The 16,258-nt window shown below is 63.4% G+C and carries 15 protein-coding genes; 11 read left to right on the plus strand and 4 right to left on the minus strand.

Translation table 11 applies throughout. From position 1 onward, the window contains the following. The first annotated feature begins 11 nt into the window (after positions 1-11). Positions 12-833 carry a DUF72 domain-containing protein gene (locus ACFODV_RS07060; protein ID WP_379757262.1) on the plus strand — a complete coding sequence of 274 codons (822 nt, stop codon included), beginning with the start codon at positions 12-14 and terminating at the stop codon, positions 831-833. 348 nt (positions 834-1,181) lie between these two features. Beyond that, positions 1,182-2,525, plus strand: coding sequence for a sodium-dependent transporter (locus ACFODV_RS07065; RefSeq protein ID WP_379756775.1), 1,344 nt, complete (start codon positions 1,182-1,184; stop codon positions 2,523-2,525). A gap of 118 nt (positions 2,526-2,643) precedes the next feature. Here the strand turns inward: ACFODV_RS07065 and ACFODV_RS07070 are convergent, their stop codons facing one another. Further along, on the minus strand, positions 2,644-2,853 hold the full coding sequence (locus ACFODV_RS07070) for a PA3496 family putative envelope integrity protein (RefSeq protein ID WP_379756781.1): 210 nt from the start codon (positions 2,851-2,853) through the stop codon (positions 2,644-2,646). 226 nt (positions 2,854-3,079) lie between these two features. Here ACFODV_RS07070 and hexR point away from each other — a divergent pair, with 226 nt between their 5' ends. The 3 genes from hexR (at position 3,080) to ACFODV_RS07085 (ending at position 7,420) form a co-directional block, all read left to right on the plus strand. Further along, positions 3,080-3,934: a transcriptional regulator HexR gene (hexR, locus tag ACFODV_RS07075; RefSeq protein WP_379756784.1), complete on the plus strand. Its 855-nt coding sequence runs from the start codon at positions 3,080-3,082 to the stop codon at positions 3,932-3,934. A gap of 52 nt (positions 3,935-3,986) precedes the next feature. Further along, positions 3,987-6,203: a DNA helicase II gene (gene uvrD / locus ACFODV_RS07080; protein ID WP_379757265.1), complete on the plus strand. Its 2,217-nt coding sequence runs from the start codon at positions 3,987-3,989 to the stop codon at positions 6,201-6,203. A gap of 116 nt (positions 6,204-6,319) precedes the next feature. Beyond that, the gene (locus ACFODV_RS07085; protein WP_379756786.1) at positions 6,320-7,420 is read left to right on the plus strand and encodes a TRAP transporter substrate-binding protein; all 1,101 of its coding nucleotides are present in this window, start codon (positions 6,320-6,322) and stop codon (positions 7,418-7,420) included. Between the two features lie 72 nt (positions 7,421-7,492). On the opposite strand, the gene ACFODV_RS07090 is transcribed toward ACFODV_RS07085, so the two are convergent. Next, complete coding sequence (locus ACFODV_RS07090; protein WP_379756789.1) at positions 7,493-7,894, minus strand: acyl-CoA thioesterase; 402 nt, start codon at positions 7,892-7,894, stop codon at positions 7,493-7,495. Positions 7,895-8,103: 209 nt separating this feature from the next. Between ACFODV_RS07090 and ACFODV_RS07095 the strand changes: the two genes are divergently transcribed. The 6 genes from ACFODV_RS07095 to cysZ all read left to right on the plus strand — a co-directional run bounded on the left by ACFODV_RS07095 (position 8,104) and on the right by cysZ (position 14,261). Then, positions 8,104-9,027 (plus strand): PstS family phosphate ABC transporter substrate-binding protein, encoded by a 924-nt coding sequence (locus tag ACFODV_RS07095; RefSeq protein ID WP_379756792.1) that lies wholly within the window; start codon positions 8,104-8,106, stop codon positions 9,025-9,027. A 75-nt stretch (positions 9,028-9,102) separates the two neighbouring features. Then, a complete protein-coding gene (locus ACFODV_RS07100) occupies positions 9,103-10,290 on the plus strand; it encodes an ABC transporter permease subunit (RefSeq protein WP_379756795.1) in 1,188 nt (395 codons plus the stop codon). Then, positions 10,287-11,825 carry a phosphate ABC transporter permease PstA gene (pstA, locus tag ACFODV_RS07105; RefSeq protein WP_379756798.1) on the plus strand — a complete coding sequence of 513 codons (1,539 nt, stop codon included), beginning with the start codon at positions 10,287-10,289 and terminating at the stop codon, positions 11,823-11,825. Before ACFODV_RS07100 ends, pstA begins: the two co-directional genes overlap by 4 nt. Before the next feature lie 27 nt (positions 11,826-11,852). Next, entirely contained in the window at positions 11,853-12,668 is an 816-nt protein-coding gene (gene pstB, locus ACFODV_RS07110) for a phosphate ABC transporter ATP-binding protein PstB (protein ID WP_379756800.1), read from the plus strand. Positions 12,669-12,720: 52 nt separating this feature from the next. Further along, positions 12,721-13,449, plus strand: a complete 729-nt coding sequence (gene phoU / locus ACFODV_RS07115; RefSeq protein WP_379756803.1) for a phosphate signaling complex protein PhoU — start codon at positions 12,721-12,723, stop codon at positions 13,447-13,449. Positions 13,450-13,529: 80 nt separating this feature from the next. Further along, positions 13,530-14,261 carry a sulfate transporter CysZ gene (gene cysZ, locus ACFODV_RS07120; RefSeq protein WP_379756806.1) on the plus strand — a complete coding sequence of 244 codons (732 nt, stop codon included), beginning with the start codon at positions 13,530-13,532 and terminating at the stop codon, positions 14,259-14,261. Positions 14,262-14,267: 6 nt separating this feature from the next. On the opposite strand, the gene phoR is transcribed toward cysZ, so the two are convergent. Both phoR and phoB read right to left on the minus strand, forming a co-directional pair. Further along, positions 14,268-15,563, minus strand: coding sequence for a phosphate regulon sensor histidine kinase PhoR (gene phoR / locus ACFODV_RS07125; protein WP_379756808.1), 1,296 nt, complete (start codon positions 15,561-15,563; stop codon positions 14,268-14,270). A gap of 1 nt (position 15,564) precedes the next feature. Beyond that, positions 15,565-16,254 carry a phosphate regulon transcriptional regulator PhoB gene (gene phoB / locus ACFODV_RS07130; protein ID WP_379756811.1) on the minus strand — a complete coding sequence of 230 codons (690 nt, stop codon included), beginning with the start codon at positions 16,252-16,254 and terminating at the stop codon, positions 15,565-15,567. Positions 16,255-16,258 lie beyond the last annotated feature (4 nt).

Below are 16,258 nucleotides of genomic sequence, written 5' to 3' on the forward strand. Positions count from 1 at the left end.
TGGGGTTGGCCATGTGGGCCAATCCCGACTGGCGTGGCAGCCTCTATCCCCTCCACGGCGGCGGTTTAGAAGAATATGCTCGGGTGTTCAATAGCGTTGAGGGCAATACCACCTTCTACAGCGGTGCCCCCCGGGCCGAGACGGTAGCAGCCTGGGCGCGTCAGACACCGTCGAATTTTCACTTCTGCTTCAAGTTGCCGGCGGCGCTGACCCATGAGCGGCGGCTGTCGGGGATCGAGGCGGAGTTGGACGGTTTCCTCGAGGCTCTAGCACCCCTTCACGACCGACTGGGTCCGCTGATGGTGCAACTGCCCAGGGATTTTGGTGTCGAGGAGCTTCCCCGGCTGGAAGCCCTGCTGTCTCGTTGGCCTGTGGGAATTCCCTGTGCAGTGGAGGTTCGACACAGTGAATTCTTCCACAAGGGAGCTGCCGAGATTGCCCTCAACCGATTGTTGATAAGTCACGGCGCCGACCGTGTGATGCTCGATGTTCGCCCGCTCTTCTCGACCCCTCCCGGCGATCATCCCGGACTGCTCAAAGCCCAGCGGGAAAAGCCGAAACGCCCTTTACACGTGCTTTCCACGGCAAATCGGCCGCTGGTGCGCTTCATCGGGCATCTCGATCCGGTGATCAACGAACGCTATTTTGCCGCCTGGATTCCGCGTCTTGCCCTGTGGATAAATCAGGGGAAAACCTCTTATCTGATGGTGCATACTCCGGACAATCGCCAGGCGCCAGCGCTGGCAAGATCCCTTTATTCACGGCTTGCGGAGGCCTGTGCTCTGCCATCCCTGGATGACTTCCCGGGCGAGGCTCAGGCTTCGCTTTTCTGAGCGTCTCGAAGTCCGAGAATATCCAGGTGTCTCATATGACGGTTTCGACTGGTCATGGGCGGCTCGATCGGATAGTTTTACGTTTCGGAGTGTCGTTCACCTTAGATATTCCCGGATTTTGCGATTATGCCGCGCACTTTCCGCCAAGCTTCGGTACCCAGTGCTCCTGGTTTCGATGCCACCGGGCTTCGAGTTCATGGGAGCGTAACGCGGCAGTGATCCTGCCTGGACCCTGTCATGCTCAGGTCCGTGTCGTGACACCCACGCCACCCTGGACGTGGCAATAACAAGCATAAGCTGTCATCGCACCAGATCGGTCGATGGCGACACGTAAAATCAGGATATTTCATGTCTAAACAATTACATGCGCAGTGGTCGTCGAAAATGACCTTCGTGCTCGCTGCCGCGGGTTCCGCGGTGGGGCTGGGCAATATCTGGCGTTTTTCCTACATGGTAGGCGACAGCGGGGGCGCGGCCTTCGTGCTCATCTACCTGGCCTGTGTGGCCCTGGTAGGCCTGCCGATCCTGGTGGCTGAATGGCTGATCGGCCGACGTGGCCAGAAGAACCCCATCAACGCCATGGCCGATCTGGCGCGCAAGAACGGTAAGTCGCAGGCCTGGGCCCTGGTTGGTGTGAGTGGCGTGCTGGCGGCCTTCCTGATTCTCTCCTTCTACAGCGTGATCGGCGGCTGGTCGCTTTCCTATACGCTGAGTTCAGTGACCGGCGCTTTCTCCGGACAGGATGCCGACGGCATTGGTGCCCTCTTCAATGGCCTGCTTGGCAGCCCCATCATCCTTACCCTGTGGCACACCGCCTTCATGGCGTTGGTGGTCTTCATCGTTGCTCGCGGCGTTACCAAAGGGCTCGAGGGCGCTGTACGCACCATGATGCCAGCCCTGGTTATTTTGATGCTGGTGCTGGTTGGCTATGGCATGACCACCGGGCACTTCGTCGAAGCGCTGGCGTTCATGTTCCGCCCGGACTGGAGTGCGGTAACCGGCGGCGTGGTGCTGGCCGCCATGGGACAGGCCTTCTTCACCCTGTCGCTGGGCATGGGCATCATGATGGCTTACGGCTCTTACCTGGGTGAGGAGGTCAACCTGATCAGCACCGCCCGAACCGTCATCATCCTGGATACGGTCATCGCGCTGCTGGCAGGTTTGGCGATCTTCCCCATTGTCTTCGCCAACGGCATGAGCCCGGGCGAGGGTCCCGGCCTGATCTTCGTCAGTCTGCCGGTGGCTTTCGGCAACATGACCGGCGGCACCATCCTGGGCCTGATGTTCTTCCTGCTGCTCACCTTCGCGGCGCTCACTTCGGCGATCTCGCTGCTGGAGCCGGTGGTGGAACTGGTGGAGGAGCGCACCCCGCTCTCCCGCATAGCGGCTACGCTGCTGGGCGGCGTAGCGGTGTGGGCACTGGGCATTGCGGCGCTGATGTCGTTCAACGTCTGGGATGGCGTTTTGATCTTCGGTATGAACATCTTCGATCTGCTGGATACTTTCACCAGCAAGGTGCTGCTGCCCTTGACCGGCCTGGGGGCTATCCTCTTCGCGGCCTGGTGCCTGGAGCGCAGCGGTGTCTCCGACGAGCTCAATCTCGTCGGCGGCAAGGAGCGGCTGTGGCAGCTGGTGGCGCGCTATGTGGCCCCGATAGGCGTCATTGTGGTGTTCGTCACCGGCCTGCTCTAGGCCCTGCACCAGGCGTGTGGGCCAAGGCAGGGCCGAACCTGTGAGCCCCGCTTCGGCGGGGCTCTCTTCGTTGTATGGGGCTCTCTTCGTTGTATTTGGCTTGGTCGCCGGGCCGGGTTCAGTGCATCTCGTCGAGCTCGTCCTCGGGTAGCTCTGCAATGTCACGAGACAGCTGTTTGAACTCCTCGTGAAGCTCGATGCCCCGCCGGGCCCGCAGATTGCGCTGGGCGGCGGTGCGGCTTCGTTGCTCGTGCTCTACGACCTCCATGCTCATGAAGATGTCGAGGAGCTCACTCTTCAGGAAGGTTAACCGTTCGACATTGCGCATGATCGACTCTCCTAGGTCACTACGCCACACTGCAATTATTACTATAGGGCACTTGACAGAATGATGACGTTGGGAGTTTTTCGCTACAACGCAGGATAAACGTTGGCCTCGGGAGGCTAACCGACATCTTGCGCTGCACAACGCCCGGCTCCTTGGGCATACTGTGTCGACACCGTTTCCCTGTATCGTCGTTGCCCGGGGCGATACCCCAGTCAAGGAGTTCCCAGTGAGCAGCGCTCTATTCGATGAGATGAGACGCCGCATGGAGCACTTCCGTCGCTCCGAGCAGAAGGTAGCGCGCTTTGTGCTGCGCAACCCTGAGGAAGTGATTCATATGCGCATCGTCGACCTGGCCACCGAAGCCAAGGTCAGCGAGCCCACGGTAGTGCGCTTCTGCCGCGCTCTGGGCTGCAACGGCTTCCAGGACTTCAAGCTCAAGCTGGCCCAGATGCTTGCCACCGGCAGTCAGTTCGCCCAGTTTTCCATGAACGACAGCGATTCGGTGGCGGAATTCTCCCAAAGCATCTTCGACTCCACCGTGGGTACCCTGCTGTCGGTGCGTGACCGTCTCGACAACGAAGCGTTGAGCCAGGCGATCAATGTCCTGGCCATGGCCAACAGGGTAGAGTTCTACGGTTTCGGCGCATCCGGTGCAGTGGCCTTTGACGCCCAGCACAAGTTCTTTCGCCTACAGATCTCCACCGCGGCCTACGCTGACCCCCACATGCAGAACATGTCGGCGGTGACCCTCAAGGAGGGCGACGTGGTGGTAGCTATCTCGCAGACCGGGCGCACCCGCGCATTGGTCGCCAGCGTGCGCCTGGCAAGGGAAGCCGGCGCCACGGTGATTGGCCTTTGTCCCAGCGGCACGCCACTGGCCGAGGAGGTGACCCTGCCGCTGTATATCGATGTCCATGAGGACACCGAGATCTACACTCCCATGAGTTCACGCATCGCCCATCTGGTGCTGGTCGACGTGCTGGCGGTGGGCGTGGCCAAGACCCGTGGCCCCAGGCTGGCCGAACAGCTTATGTCGGTGAAGAAGAGCCTGATCCCGCTGCGCTTCCCCGAAGAGGGTTAGTGGGCGATATGCTAAGATGTCTGCCCATTTTCCGAGCAGCGATGCCCTCCCCATGGACGACGTCACGGCGATCCTCGACCACCTGAACACCGCCCAGCGCGAGGCGGTCAGCGCTCCACAGGGCAACATGCTGGTGCTGGCCGGGGCCGGCTCCGGCAAGACTCGGGTGCTTGTTCACCGCATCGCCTGGCTGATGCAGGCCGAGGGGCTCTCTCCCTACGCCGTCCTTGCCGTGACCTTCACCAACAAGGCGGCCCGCGAGATGCGCACGCGCCTCGAGGCGCTGCTCGGCCTCTCGCTGCGCCACGTCTGGGTGGGTACCTTCCACTCCACGGCTCATCGTCTTTTACGCACCCACTGGCAGGATGCCCGCCTGCCCCAGCATTTCCAGATCATCGATTCCGACGACCAGTTGCGCCTGGTCAAGCGGCTGATCAAGGACCATAACGTCGATGACGAGCGATTCCCGCCGCGGCAGGTCCAGACCTTCATCTCCGGCTGCAAGGAGGAGGGGCTGCGCCCTCACCAGGTGGACGTTCACGGTGACGCCTACCTGGGGCAGATGGTGGAGCTTTATGAGCGCTACCAGCTCACCTGCGAGCGCGGTGGTCTGGTGGACTTCGGTGAGTTGCTGCTTAGAAGCCTCGAGCTGCTGCGCGACAACCCCGCCCTGCTGGCCCACTACCAGGAACGCTTCGCCCATGTGCTGGTGGACGAGTTTCAGGACACCAACACCCTACAATACGCCTGGTTGAAGCTGCTCACCGGCATGCGCACGCCGATGACCGTGGTGGGCGACGACGACCAGTCGATCTACGGCTGGCGTGGTGCCCGGGTGGAGAACATTCGCCGCTTCGAGCGCGAGTTCACGGAGACGAAGACGGTGCGTCTGGAGCAGAACTATCGCTCCACCAGCGCCATCCTCGAGGCCGCCAACGCCTTGATCAGCCACAACACCGAGCGCATGGGCAAGGATCTATGGACCGCCGGTTCCCGCGGCGAGCCGATCTCGGTATTCAGCGGATTCAATGATCTGGATGAGGCACGCTTCATCGTCGACACCATTCGCGAGAAGGTCGAGGAGGGGTTCAATCGCCGCGAGATCGCTATCCTGTACCGCTCCAACGCCCAGTCCCGGGTTATCGAGGAGTCCTTGATCCGCCAGGGTGTGCCCTACCGTATCTACGGCGGACACCGATTCTACGAACGCCTGGAAATCAAGAACGCCCTGGCCTATCTGCGGCTGCTGCTCAACCGCGACGACGACGCCTCCCTGGAGCGGGTGATTAACGTGCCGGCTCGGGGCATCGGTACCCGCACCGTGGAGATTCTGCGCATTCGGGCTCGGGAGAGCGGCGTCTCACTTTGGCAGGCACTTCATGATGGCCTGGCTGACGGCTCACTCAAGGGCCGTGCTGGCAGTGCCGTGCAGGGCTTCGCCGAGATGATCGAGCGGCTCGACAACGACACCGCGGGGTTGGCACTCCACGAGATCATCGACCAGGCGCTCGAGGCCTCGGGGTTGGTCGAGCACCACCGCAACGAGAAGGGCGAGAAGGGCAGCAATAAAGGAGAGATGCGGGTCGAGAACCTGGAAGAGCTGGTCAATGCTGCCCGGGCCTTCACCCAGGGGGAATCCTTCGAACCTCCCGTGGCCGGCGAAGGCGCCGCAGCGCTGGAGGCCTTTCTGTCCGAAGCGGCGCTCAACGCCGGCGAGCACGAGGCCGACGAGTTCGAGGACAGCGTGCAGTTGATGACCCTGCACGCCGCCAAAGGGCTGGAGTTCCCGGTGGTGTTCATCTCCGGGGTGGAGGAGGGACTCTTTCCCCACCGCATGTCGGCAGAAGAACCGAGCCGTCTGGAGGAAGAACGCCGGCTCTGCTACGTGGGCTTGACCCGTGCCATGAAGAAGCTTTACCTGACCCACGCCGAGATCCGCCGCCTGCATGGCAAGGAGACCTTCCAGCGAGCGTCGCGCTTTCTTCGCGAGATCCCTGAGCAGTATCTGGAAGAGGTGCGGCTGCGCGGCCAGATATCGCGGCCCGTGACCGTGAATCGGCCGGTTCCGGGTTTGCGCCAGACCTCGGTGGAGGGCGGCGGCGATCTGCCTAGCCTGTCGCTGGGCCAGCGGGTTCATCATCCGGTGTTCGGCGAGGGCGTGATCCTCAATGCCGAGGGCGAAGGGGAGCGGGCCCGGGTCCATGTCAGCTTCGAAGGTGAAGGCGACAAGTGGCTGGTGCTGGGTTTTGCCAAGCTGACGCCGCTCTGATCGAGACGGTTGGCTTGTGGGCTAATTCAGCCTTGGCGCATACTATCGAGTGGACACTGTCGCGCTGTCGTTCCGCGCGGCTTTTATATAACAAGCTTCTCGGAGTCACGCCTCTTATGCAACGCCGCCGCTTTCTCACGAACAGTCTGAAGACCCTCGGCGCCGGTGCCGCCGGTATCGCCGCCGCTCCCTTCGTTTCTACCGCCAGCGCTCAGGAGACAATTACCTGGGACATGGTGACCTCTTGGCCCAAGAATTTTCCGGCGCTGGGTACTGGCGCCAACGAGTTCGCGCAGCGTGTCGAGGTGCTCTCCCACGGCCGCATGCGCATTCGGGTGCACGGTGCCGGCGAGCTGGTGCCGGCCCTGGAGGTCTTTGATGCGGTGGCCGCCGGCACCGCCGAGATGGGCCACTCCGCCTCCTACTATTGGCGGGGCAAAGTCGCCGCGGCGCAGTTCTTCACCGCGGTGCCCTTCGGCATGAATACCACTGAGACCAATGCCTGGATCTATTACGGCGGTGGCCAGGCGCTGTGGGACGAGATCTACGCCAAGCACAACCTCAAGCCCTTCGCGGTGGGCAACACCGGTGCGCAGATGGCCGGCTGGTTCAAGAAAGAGATCAACTCCCTTGCCGATATGCAGGGGCTCAAGCTGCGTCTGCCGGGGTTGGCGGGCGAAGCGATGAACCGCATCGGCGTCACTACCGTGAACATGCCAGGTTCGGAGATCTTCACCTCCATGCAGACCGGTGTACTCGACGCCGCCGACTGGGTGGGTCCCTACAACGACCTGGCCTTCGGCTTGCACCAGGTAGCTGATTACTACTACACCTCGGCTTGGAACGAGCCCTCCGCCATCCTAGAGGGCACCGTCAACCTGGATGCCTGGAACGCCTTGCCGGATGACCTCAAGGCGGTCGTGACAGAAGCCGCCCGCGCCTCCAACCTGGCAATGATCAGCGAGTTTACCTATCGCAATGCCCAGGCTCTGGAGACGCTGGTGGACGAGCACGGTGTGCAGCTGCGCACATTCCCGGAGGATGTCATGGTCGCGCTCTTCGATGCCTCGGAGGAAGTTATCCAGGAGCAGGTGGCGAATGACCCTGACTCGGCCAAGGCCTACGCGTCCTACCAGGCCTTCCAGACGCTGGTGCGCCCCTTCAGCGACGCTGGCGAGTTCGAGTATCTCAGGGCTCGGGCGGCGGTGGGCGCCTGATACGGCTTACCGAGCGAAACGACACCGGGGGCGCCAACTGGCGCCCCCGGTGCTTGTGAAGAGTGTCATTGGCTAGTCGCGTACGGCGCGAATACGACCCTTGTCGTCCAGGGCCACCATCACGAAGCTTGCCTCGGTCACCTTGTGCAGCTCTCGAAGGTCACGCTCCTGAGGTTGGCGGATCCACACCTCCACACCGATCCGGATCGAACTGTGTCCTATCTCACGTAGGGTGGTATAGATATTGACCATCGAGCCCACGCGCACAGGACACAGAAAGTCCATGGCTTCGATAGCCACGGTGGCGGTGCGACCATGGGCCTCGCGGCCGGCGGCCAACTCGGCGGCCTGGTCCATCTGTTCCACTAGCCAGCCGCCGGCGATATCGCCGTGCAGGTTGGTATCCTGACGGCTGGCCTGCAATTTCAGGGTCAGATCGCCCCTGGGAGCGGGGATATCGTCGAGATCTGTCATGGAAATGTCATCATCCTGGCTTGTTATTGTGGCCGTAAGCGACAAGAGGCATACGGATGTCTGAATTGATGGCCATGGTATATGCAGTCAGCGCAGGTCACCAGCGCTGCCCCTCGACCTGCGGCCTGAGGTCGCGCAGCGCCGGCACACCGGGCGAAATGAAGCACTTGGCGACGCGACGCTGGGTCTTGAAATGCAGGTTTACCCCGATGCTGTTGATGCTGTTGATGCTGGTGATGCCGGGCCTGGCCCAGGCGGATTCCGACGAAGTGGCCGGCACCCTGGGGGCGGTAGGTTCCGACACCCTGGCGGGATTGATGCTGCGCTGGGGTGAGGCGCTGACCGAGCAGCATCCCGCGGTGCGTCTGCAACTCCAGGCCACCGGCTCGGCGAGTGCCCCCACGGCGCTGATCGCCGGCACCACCCTTCTGGGGCCCATGTCGCGTCCCATGAACGAGGATGAGCGTGAGGCCTTCACCCAGCGCCATGGCTATCCGCCGTTGGAGCTTGAGGTGGCACGGGACGCCCTGGCGGTGGTGGTGCATCGCCATAATCCGCTGGAGAGTCTGACGCTGCCCGAGCTGGATGCGCTCTTCTCGCATACGCTGCTCTGCGGTGCCACGGCCCCTATCGAACGCTGGTCGCAGCTCGGCGTCGACCTGCCCAGGGGGCGCGTGTCGCTACATGGCCGCAACGTGGCTTCCGGCACCCATGATCTCTTTCGTCTGCGCGGGATGTGTGGCGGTCGCTTTCGGCGGGACGTCAATGAGCATCCTGGCTCGGCCGCGGTGGTGGCCGCGGTGGCCGCCGAGCCCGCCAGCATGGGTTACGCTGGGCTCAACCACCTGACACCCGCGGTCAAAGCCATCGCCTGGCGGGACGCCACAAGCGGTCGGCTCTATCCACCGGCCGGTGCGGCGGTGACCCGCGGCGACTACCCGCTGTCGCGCAGCCTCTATCTCTATGTGAATCGGCCGCCAGGTATTCCACTGCCGGGGCCCGAGCGTGCCTTCCTCGAGCTGGTGCTCTCCGACGCCGGTCAGGCGGTGGTGGAGGAGATTGGCTTCGCGCCCTTGACGAGGGAAGAGCGTGCACGCCAGTGGCTCAGGCTGAAAGACAATGATGACCGCTGAGGCTGTCACCGAACTGTCACCAGGATGTCGTAATGTGCTCTCCTTTCTCTTTCCGATGAGCCACCGGGAGCGGCCATGATTGACCTTCTGCCGCCGAAGGCCCAACCACGCCATCAGTGGTGGCGACGTCAGCGGGATCGCCTGGCGACCCTGCTGCTGACGGCCGGTGGTATCGGTGTGGTGGTGGCGATGCTGGCGATTGGCGTCTTCCTGGTACTGGAAGTGGCGCCGCTTTTTCTCGAGGCGGGCCACGGCGTCGGCTGGCACGCGCTATGGCAGTCTCGCTGGCAGCCTGGCACCCTGCCCGGTGAAAACCCCAACTATGGGCTGCAGCCTCTGGTCTGGGGGACCCTCAAGGCCGCTTTCTGGGCACTTCTCTTTGCCGTACCGCTGGCGCTGGGAGCGGCCATTCACTCGGCGCTTTATATGCCGCCGCGGCTGCGCAGCCGACTCAAGCCCACCCTGGAGCTGATGGAGGCGATGCCCGGCGTGGTGGTAGGCTTTGTGGCAGGCTTGGTGCTGGCGCCCTGGGTGGATCGTCACCTTGCCGGCGCCTTGGCGCTCCTGCTCGGGCTGCCGGGGGGCATGCTGCTGGCCGGTCTGGCCTGGATGCGGTTGCCGCCAGCCTGGCGTCGTCGATTTCCTTTAGGGTGGGCCGGACTGTGGATGATGCCCTGGCTGGCGCTATTGGTGGGATCGGCGCTCTGGCTCTCACCCTGGTTCGAGGCGCTGCTCTTCGGCGGTGACCTGCGGGGGTGGCTGGAGGTGAACTTCGGTCTGGGCGTTTCCTCGCGCAATGCGCTGATCGTGGGGCTGGCAATGGGCTTTGCGGTCATTCCGGGCATCTATGCCCTGGCCGAGGATGCCCTCTTCGGTGTGCCGCCGAATCTCGGCGAGGGGGCTCAAGCGCTAGGGGCGACACGCTGGCAGAGCCTGTGGAAGGTGGTGCTGCCAGCGGCGGCCCCGGGCGTACTGAGCGCGGTGATGATCGGCGCCGGTCGCGCCGTGGGCGAGACCATGATCGTGTTGATGGCCAGCGGCAACACGGCGCTGATGACTCTGAACCCCCTGGAGGGCATGCGCTCTATGGCCGCTACGATTGCCATCGAGCTTCCTGAGGCGGTGCCTGGCGGGGTCCACTATCGGCTGCTGTTCCTGGTGGCCTTGGCGCTGTTTGTCTTCACCTTCCTGGTCAATACTCTGGCAGAACTCGTACATGCGCGTCTGCGCAGCCGCTATCGGCGTCTGGGGGGGATGTCATGATTCCCCTCGGTCGCGCCCGACTGCCCCGTGTCGAGGGAGCCCTGCCCTGGCTCGCCGCAGGGAGCGTGGCCCTGTCGCTGCTGATGCTGGCCGGGCTACTGTCTCTGCTGGCGGTGCGTGGGATGGGGCACTTCTGGCCGGCGCCGCTTACCCTGGTGACGTTGGAAAACGGCCACCAGCTGGCCGGGCAGGCGGTGCGCGAAGATCGCCTTCCCAGCGGGGCAAGGCACGAACGACTCTACTTGACCGGTAATCGTGATCTGGACGGTGCCATCTGGCGCTGGGTGGCAGTGGATGAGATCGTCGCCCAGAGCCATCCACGCGACCTGGTGCTGCTGGAGCGCACCCGCTGGGGAACCTTCCAGGGTCGTCTGCTGGCGCTGGAGGAGGCTACCGGTCGGGCCGAGGGCGAGGCCGCCTGGGCGGCGCTGCAGGCGCGCTTGAAGGAGATTACGCTACTAAGGGAGGAGCGTGACCGCCTGCGCGATGAAGTGGTGGTGCCGCTGGTGAGGCAGCTGGAGCAGGACCCTGATGCCGAGACCGAGCTGGCGCGCGTCAGCGCCAGGATCCGTGAGCTGCAGGCGCGTATCACTGGCGGAAGTCTGCTGTTGGAGAGTGTCGACGGCAGACGCTTCGAGCAGCCGTTGGAACAGGTGCTGAACGCCTGGCGGCCCAACGCCATGTCGCCGCCGGCGAAGATGGCTGCCTGGGGGCGCGGCGTATGGCGCTTTCTCGCAGAAGGTCCCCGTGTCGCCAACAGCGCCGGCGGTGTGTGGCCGGCGATCTTCGGCACCGTGCTGATGGTGCTGCTGATGTCGGTGTTGGTGACTCCCTTCGGCGTGTTGGCGGGCATCTATCTTAACGAGGTCGCCCACCAGGGGCGCTTGACTCATCTGGTGCGCATCGCGGTCCGCAACCTGGCCGGCGTGCCCTCCATCGTCTACGGTGTGTTCGGGCTGGGGGTATTCGTCTACGGCATTGGCGGCAGCCTGGACGAGTGGTTCTTCGCCGATCAGCTACCCTCACCCACCTTTGGAACCGGTGGATTGCTGTGGGCCTCGCTGACCCTGGCGTTGCTGACGCTGCCGGTGGTGATCGTCGCCACCGAGGAGGGTCTGGCCCGGGTACCGGACAACCAGCGCGAGGGAGCCCTGGCGTTGGGCGCCACCCGGGTAGAGATGCTGACCCGGGTGGTGCTGCCCATGACCGCACCGGCCATGCTCACCGGGGTTATACTGGCTGTGGCGCGAGCCGCCGGCGAAGTGGCGCCGCTGATGCTGGTGGGGGTCGCCAAGTTGGCACCCCAAGTGCCGGTAGACGGTGAATTTCCCTATATTCATCTTGAGCGGAAGTTTATGCACCTGGGCTACCACATCTACGATGTGGCCTTCCACGGAGACGACGTTCAGGCGGCTCTGCCGCTGGTCTACGCCACCGCGTTGCTACTGGTGCTGGTGATTCTGGTGCTTAACCTGACTGCAATATTTCTGCGCCATCATCTGAGGGCGCGTCATGGAGCGCGGCCTCGCCATTAGCGGCAACGCTCGAGGAGTGTGAACCCGATGTCCGTCTTCCCGTCGCCACAGTCCGTTGCCGGCGGCCCGATCATCGACTTTGACTCCGCTGCGTGCTGCCTGGAGATCGAGGGACTGAGTCTGGCCTATGGGGAGACACCGGCCCTTCGTGAGCTCACGCTGCGCGTGCCGCGCCATCGGGTCACGGCCTTCATCGGGCCATCTGGCTGCGGGAAGTCGACGTTGCTGCGTGCCTTGAACCGGCTCCATGACCTCAACGATGACGTGCGTCTGAATGGAAGGATTCGTCTCGAAGGGCAGGATATTCATGCCCCTGAGGTGGAAGTGGCGAAACTGCGGCGACGCGTGGGAATGGTCTTTCAGGCGCCCAATCCCTTCCCCATGTCAATTTACGACAACGTGGCTTTCGGGTTGCGATTGCAAGGCGGGATCCGCAAGAGGCAACTGGATGACATTGTCGAGTGGGCGCTGCGTTCGGCGGCACTGTGGGATGAGGTGAAGGATCGGCTCAAAAGCTCGGCCTGGGCGCTCTCCGGCGGCCAGCAGCAGCGTTTGGTGATCGCTCGCACCCTTGCGGTACGCCCCGAGGTGCTGCTGCTGGATGAACCCGCATCGGCACTGGACCCTATTTCGACGCTAAAGATCGAGGAGCTGATCCGCAACCTGAAGTCGCAGCTGACGCTGGTGCTGGTCACCCACAACATGCAGCAGGCGGCGCGGGTCTCTGACTACACCGCCTTCCTGCAGGAGGGCGAACTGGTGGAGTATGGCGCCACCGACACCCTGTTCACCAACCCGCGCCTCGCGCGAACCGAGAACTACATCACCGGGCGCATGGCCTAACGGCGGGCCCCAAGACCCGAGCCCCCAGGCCCATTCCCAGGAGAGGATCACCATGGACATTACCAGCGATATCCACAGCCGCCATATCTCGCGGCAGTTCAACCATGAGCTCGAGGAGCTCAAGACCCACCTGATGGCCATGGGCGGTCTGGTGGAGAGACAGGTCCAGGAGGCCGTGGAGGCGCTGCTCGCAGGGGACTCCGAGCTGGCTGAGCGCGTGGTGGAAAACGACCGTGCGGTCAACGACATGCAGATGAAGATCGATGAGGAGTGCACCCAGGTGTTGGCTCGCCGACAGCCTGCGGCTTCCGATCTGCGCCTGGTACTGGCGGTGATGCGAGGCGCCTCCGACCTGGAACGCATCGGCGACGAGGCGAGCAAGATCGCCCGCAACGCCGGTGATCTGATCAAGGTCGACAACGGCACTCGCGGCTTCGTTGAGGTGCGAATGATCAGTGAGCACGTCCGCCGCATGGTGCGTGACGCCTTGACCTCCTTCGCTCGCTTCGACATTGAATTGGCGTTTGAGCTGGTTCATGAGGACGAAAAGGTGGACGAGGAGTACCGCAGTGCCATGCGTTCGCTGATGACCTTCATGATGGAAGATGCTCGCTCGATCACGCCGATTCTCAACTTGATGTGGATCCTGCGCGCCCTGGAGCGCATCGGCGACCACGCCAACAACCTGGCCGAGTACGTGGTCTACCTGGTCAAGGGTCTCGATATCCGTCACACCGATCTCGAGGATCTGGACGAGAAGGCGATCACCCGCAAGGACTGACCGGATTCGGTTATTGATCGTTAATCACGCAGGCCACCGCCCTGGGGGTGGCCTGCGCTGTGTCGTCTGAAGGAATCACCATGCTCGATGCCATCACCGCCCTGACCCGGGGTACCCGTCTGGCCTACTCTCCGGGCCTGAGGCGCTATGTCTTCGCCCCGATCGTCGTTAACCTGCTGGTGTACGGCGCCATGCTGCGGTACGTGCTGGCCAACTTTGGCGGCTGGCTGGATGGCTGGATGGCGCTGGTACCCGGATGGCTTGCCTGGCTCGAGTGGCTAATCTGGCCGCTGTTCATGATCAGCCTGGTGGTGATCGTGCTTTTCACCTTCACGCTACTGACCCACCTGATCGCCGCGCCCTTCTATGGCTTTTTGGCGGCTAAGGTCGAGGTAGTGGCGACCGGGCGGCCCCCCCTGGACGATCGCAGCTTTATGAAGACGGCGGTGGATGCCCTGGGACGCGAGCTGGTCAAGCTTGCCTATATCGCGCCTCGGGCACTGCTGCTGCTGGTGGTGAGCTGGATTCCTGGCCTCAACCTGATCGCACCGCTGCTCTGGGCGCTGTTCTCGGCCTGGGTGATGGCCATCGCCTATCTGGACTATCCCATGGATAACAACATGGTGGGCTTCGCGGACATGCGCCGTCGGCTGGCGGCGCGCTGGTGGCAAAGCCTCACCTTTGGCGGCTGCGTGACCCTGGTGACCTGGATTCCGCTGGCTAACCTCTTCCTGCTGCCGGGGGCCGTTTCCGCTGGCGTCCTGATGTGGGATCGGCACTACCGAGACCTGGGCGCTCCAGCGGCTCGTTAAGGCCCGCTACGCTGTCTCCGACCTGAGCCGTTCGGCAGGAAACAGGCAGCTGAAGCGGGCGCCTTGGCCGGGGTGTGAGTCGATCTCCAGGCGGGCATCGTGGCGCAGCAGAACGTGCTTGACGATGGCCAGCCCCAGGCCGGTGCCGCCGGTGGCGGCACTGCGTCCCTTGTCGACCCGATAGAAGCGCTCGGTGAGCCTCGGCAGATGCATCGGGTCGATGCCCTTGCCGTTATCTTCAACCTCCAGGTTGGCGCCGTCACGCCCGGGAACCCAGCGCAGCACGATGCGGCTGCCCTCGGGAGTGTAGCGTACCGCGTTGAAGGCCAGGTTGGAGAGCGCGCTGCGTATCTCCTGTTCGCTGCCGAGCAGTGCCCTGGGCTCCACCAACTCCACCTCGATGGTGTGGCGGCCGGCGGAGAGCGCTGCGGCATCGCGCTGCACGCTTTCCAGCAGTGTCGCCATCGCCAGGGGGGCATGATCTTCGCCGCCGCGATCGATCTCCAGGCGCGACAGCAGCAGCAGGTCGCTCACCAGGTTTTGCATTCGATGGGTCTGTTCCTGCATCTGATGCAGACCCCGGGCGAAGCGCGGCGGCAGCTGGTCGGCGTAGGTGTCATAGGTCTCCAGGTAGCCGGCCAGTACGGTGAGCGGGGTACGCAGCTCGTGGGAGACATTGGCCACGAAGTCGCGTCTCATCTCCTCCAGGCGGTGCAGGCGGGTGATGTCGCGGGCCATCAGCAGCCGCTCATCATCGCCGTAGAGAGTAATCTGGAACTGCAGCACCATCTGCTCATCGATGGGCGAGCGTAGGGTCAGCGGCTCCCGGTAGTCGCGCGTGTGGAAGTAGTCGATGAAGCGAGGGTCGCGCAGCAGGTTGGTGATGTGGTGACCGCGGTCATGGGAGGTTCGCAGTCCCAGCATGCGTTCGGCGGCGCTGTTCCACCATTCCATATCACCATGGCGGTCGAGCATCACCACGCTGTCGCGCATCGCCTCGGAGGACTCCTGGATGCGTTTGATGATGCCCAGCAGCCGCTCCTGGGTATGACGTTGCCCTTTCTGGTAGCGATACAGGCGGTCGAAGAGCTCGCCCCACACCCCCGTGGCGGCAGGGGGCTCGGCCTGGGGCGTAAGCGTCAGCCAGCGGTGAAGACGGTAGAGCCGTTGGAGATGAAAGACCAGACAGGCGGCAAGCCCGATGGCCAGTCCTAACCCGGCGTAGGACACAATCCAGCCCACCAATAGGCCGCCAGCGGCCAGCAGGAGGAGACGCCACACTTCTCGCTTCCAGAGGCCCACGTCAACCCTTGGCAGAGAACCGGTAGCCGGTGCCGCGCACCGTCTGTACCAGATGCTGGTGACGCTCGCCAAGCGCCTTGCGCAGGCGACGGATATGCACGTCCACGGTGCGCTCCTCTACGTAGACATTGCCACCCCACACCTGATCCAGCAGTTGGCTGCGGGTATAGGCACGTTCCTGGTGAGTCATGAAGAACTGCAGCAGGCGATACTCGGTGGGGCCCATTTCCACGGCCTTGCCGCTGGCGATAACCCGATGACTGACCGGGTCAAGGAGCAGGCCGTCCACCTCCACGGCCTCTTCGATTCCCTGGGGCGTGGCGCGTCGCAGCACCGCCTTGAGGCGGGCGACCAGTTCACGGGGCGAGAAGGGCTTGGTGATGTAGTCGTCGGCACCAGCCTCGAGTCCCTGGATCTTGTTGTCCTCCTCTCCCTTGGCAGTGAGCATGATGATCGGCAGCTCGGCGGTAGTCGGTTCGCGTTTGAGGCGCCGGGCCAGTTCGATGCCGCTGGTACCAGGCATCATCCAGTCGAGCAGCACCAGGTCGGGCTGGTGGTCGACGATCATGGCGTGTGCGGCCTGGGCGTTGTCCGCCTCGAGCACGCGGTAGTCTGCCATCTCAAGCGCCACCGCGATCATCTCGCGGATCGGCGCTTCATCATCGACGATCAAAACGGTCTTGGCGGTCATCCGG

Source organism: Halomonas tibetensis, assembly GCF_042643535.1.
GTDB lineage: Bacteria > Pseudomonadota > Gammaproteobacteria > Pseudomonadales > Halomonadaceae > Halomonas > Halomonas tibetensis.

Coding starts and splice junctions, on each gene's coding strand:
- ACFODV_RS07060 (WP_379757262.1), top strand. CDS start 12: ATGTGGGCCAATCCCGACTGGCGTGGCAGCCTCTATCCCCTCCACGGC.
- ACFODV_RS07065 (WP_379756775.1), top strand. CDS start 1,182: ATGTCTAAACAATTACATGCGCAGTGGTCGTCGAAAATGACCTTCGTG.
- ACFODV_RS07070 (WP_379756781.1), bottom strand. CDS start 2,853: ATGCGCAATGTCGAACGGTTAACCTTCCTGAAGAGTGAGCTCCTCGAC.
- uvrD (WP_379757265.1), top strand. CDS start 3,987: ATGGACGACGTCACGGCGATCCTCGACCACCTGAACACCGCCCAGCGC.
- ACFODV_RS07085 (WP_379756786.1), top strand. CDS start 6,320: ATGCAACGCCGCCGCTTTCTCACGAACAGTCTGAAGACCCTCGGCGCC.
- ACFODV_RS07090 (WP_379756789.1), bottom strand. CDS start 7,894: ATGACAGATCTCGACGATATCCCCGCTCCCAGGGGCGATCTGACCCTG.
- ACFODV_RS07095 (WP_379756792.1), top strand. CDS start 8,104: ATGCTGTTGATGCTGTTGATGCTGGTGATGCCGGGCCTGGCCCAGGCG.
- ACFODV_RS07100 (WP_379756795.1), top strand. CDS start 9,103: ATGATTGACCTTCTGCCGCCGAAGGCCCAACCACGCCATCAGTGGTGG.
- pstA (WP_379756798.1), top strand. CDS start 10,287: ATGATTCCCCTCGGTCGCGCCCGACTGCCCCGTGTCGAGGGAGCCCTG.
- pstB (WP_379756800.1), top strand. CDS start 11,853: ATGTCCGTCTTCCCGTCGCCACAGTCCGTTGCCGGCGGCCCGATCATC.
- phoU (WP_379756803.1), top strand. CDS start 12,721: ATGGACATTACCAGCGATATCCACAGCCGCCATATCTCGCGGCAGTTC.
- cysZ (WP_379756806.1), top strand. CDS start 13,530: ATGCTCGATGCCATCACCGCCCTGACCCGGGGTACCCGTCTGGCCTAC.
- phoB (WP_379756811.1), bottom strand. CDS start 16,254: ATGACCGCCAAGACCGTTTTGATCGTCGATGATGAAGCGCCGATCCGC.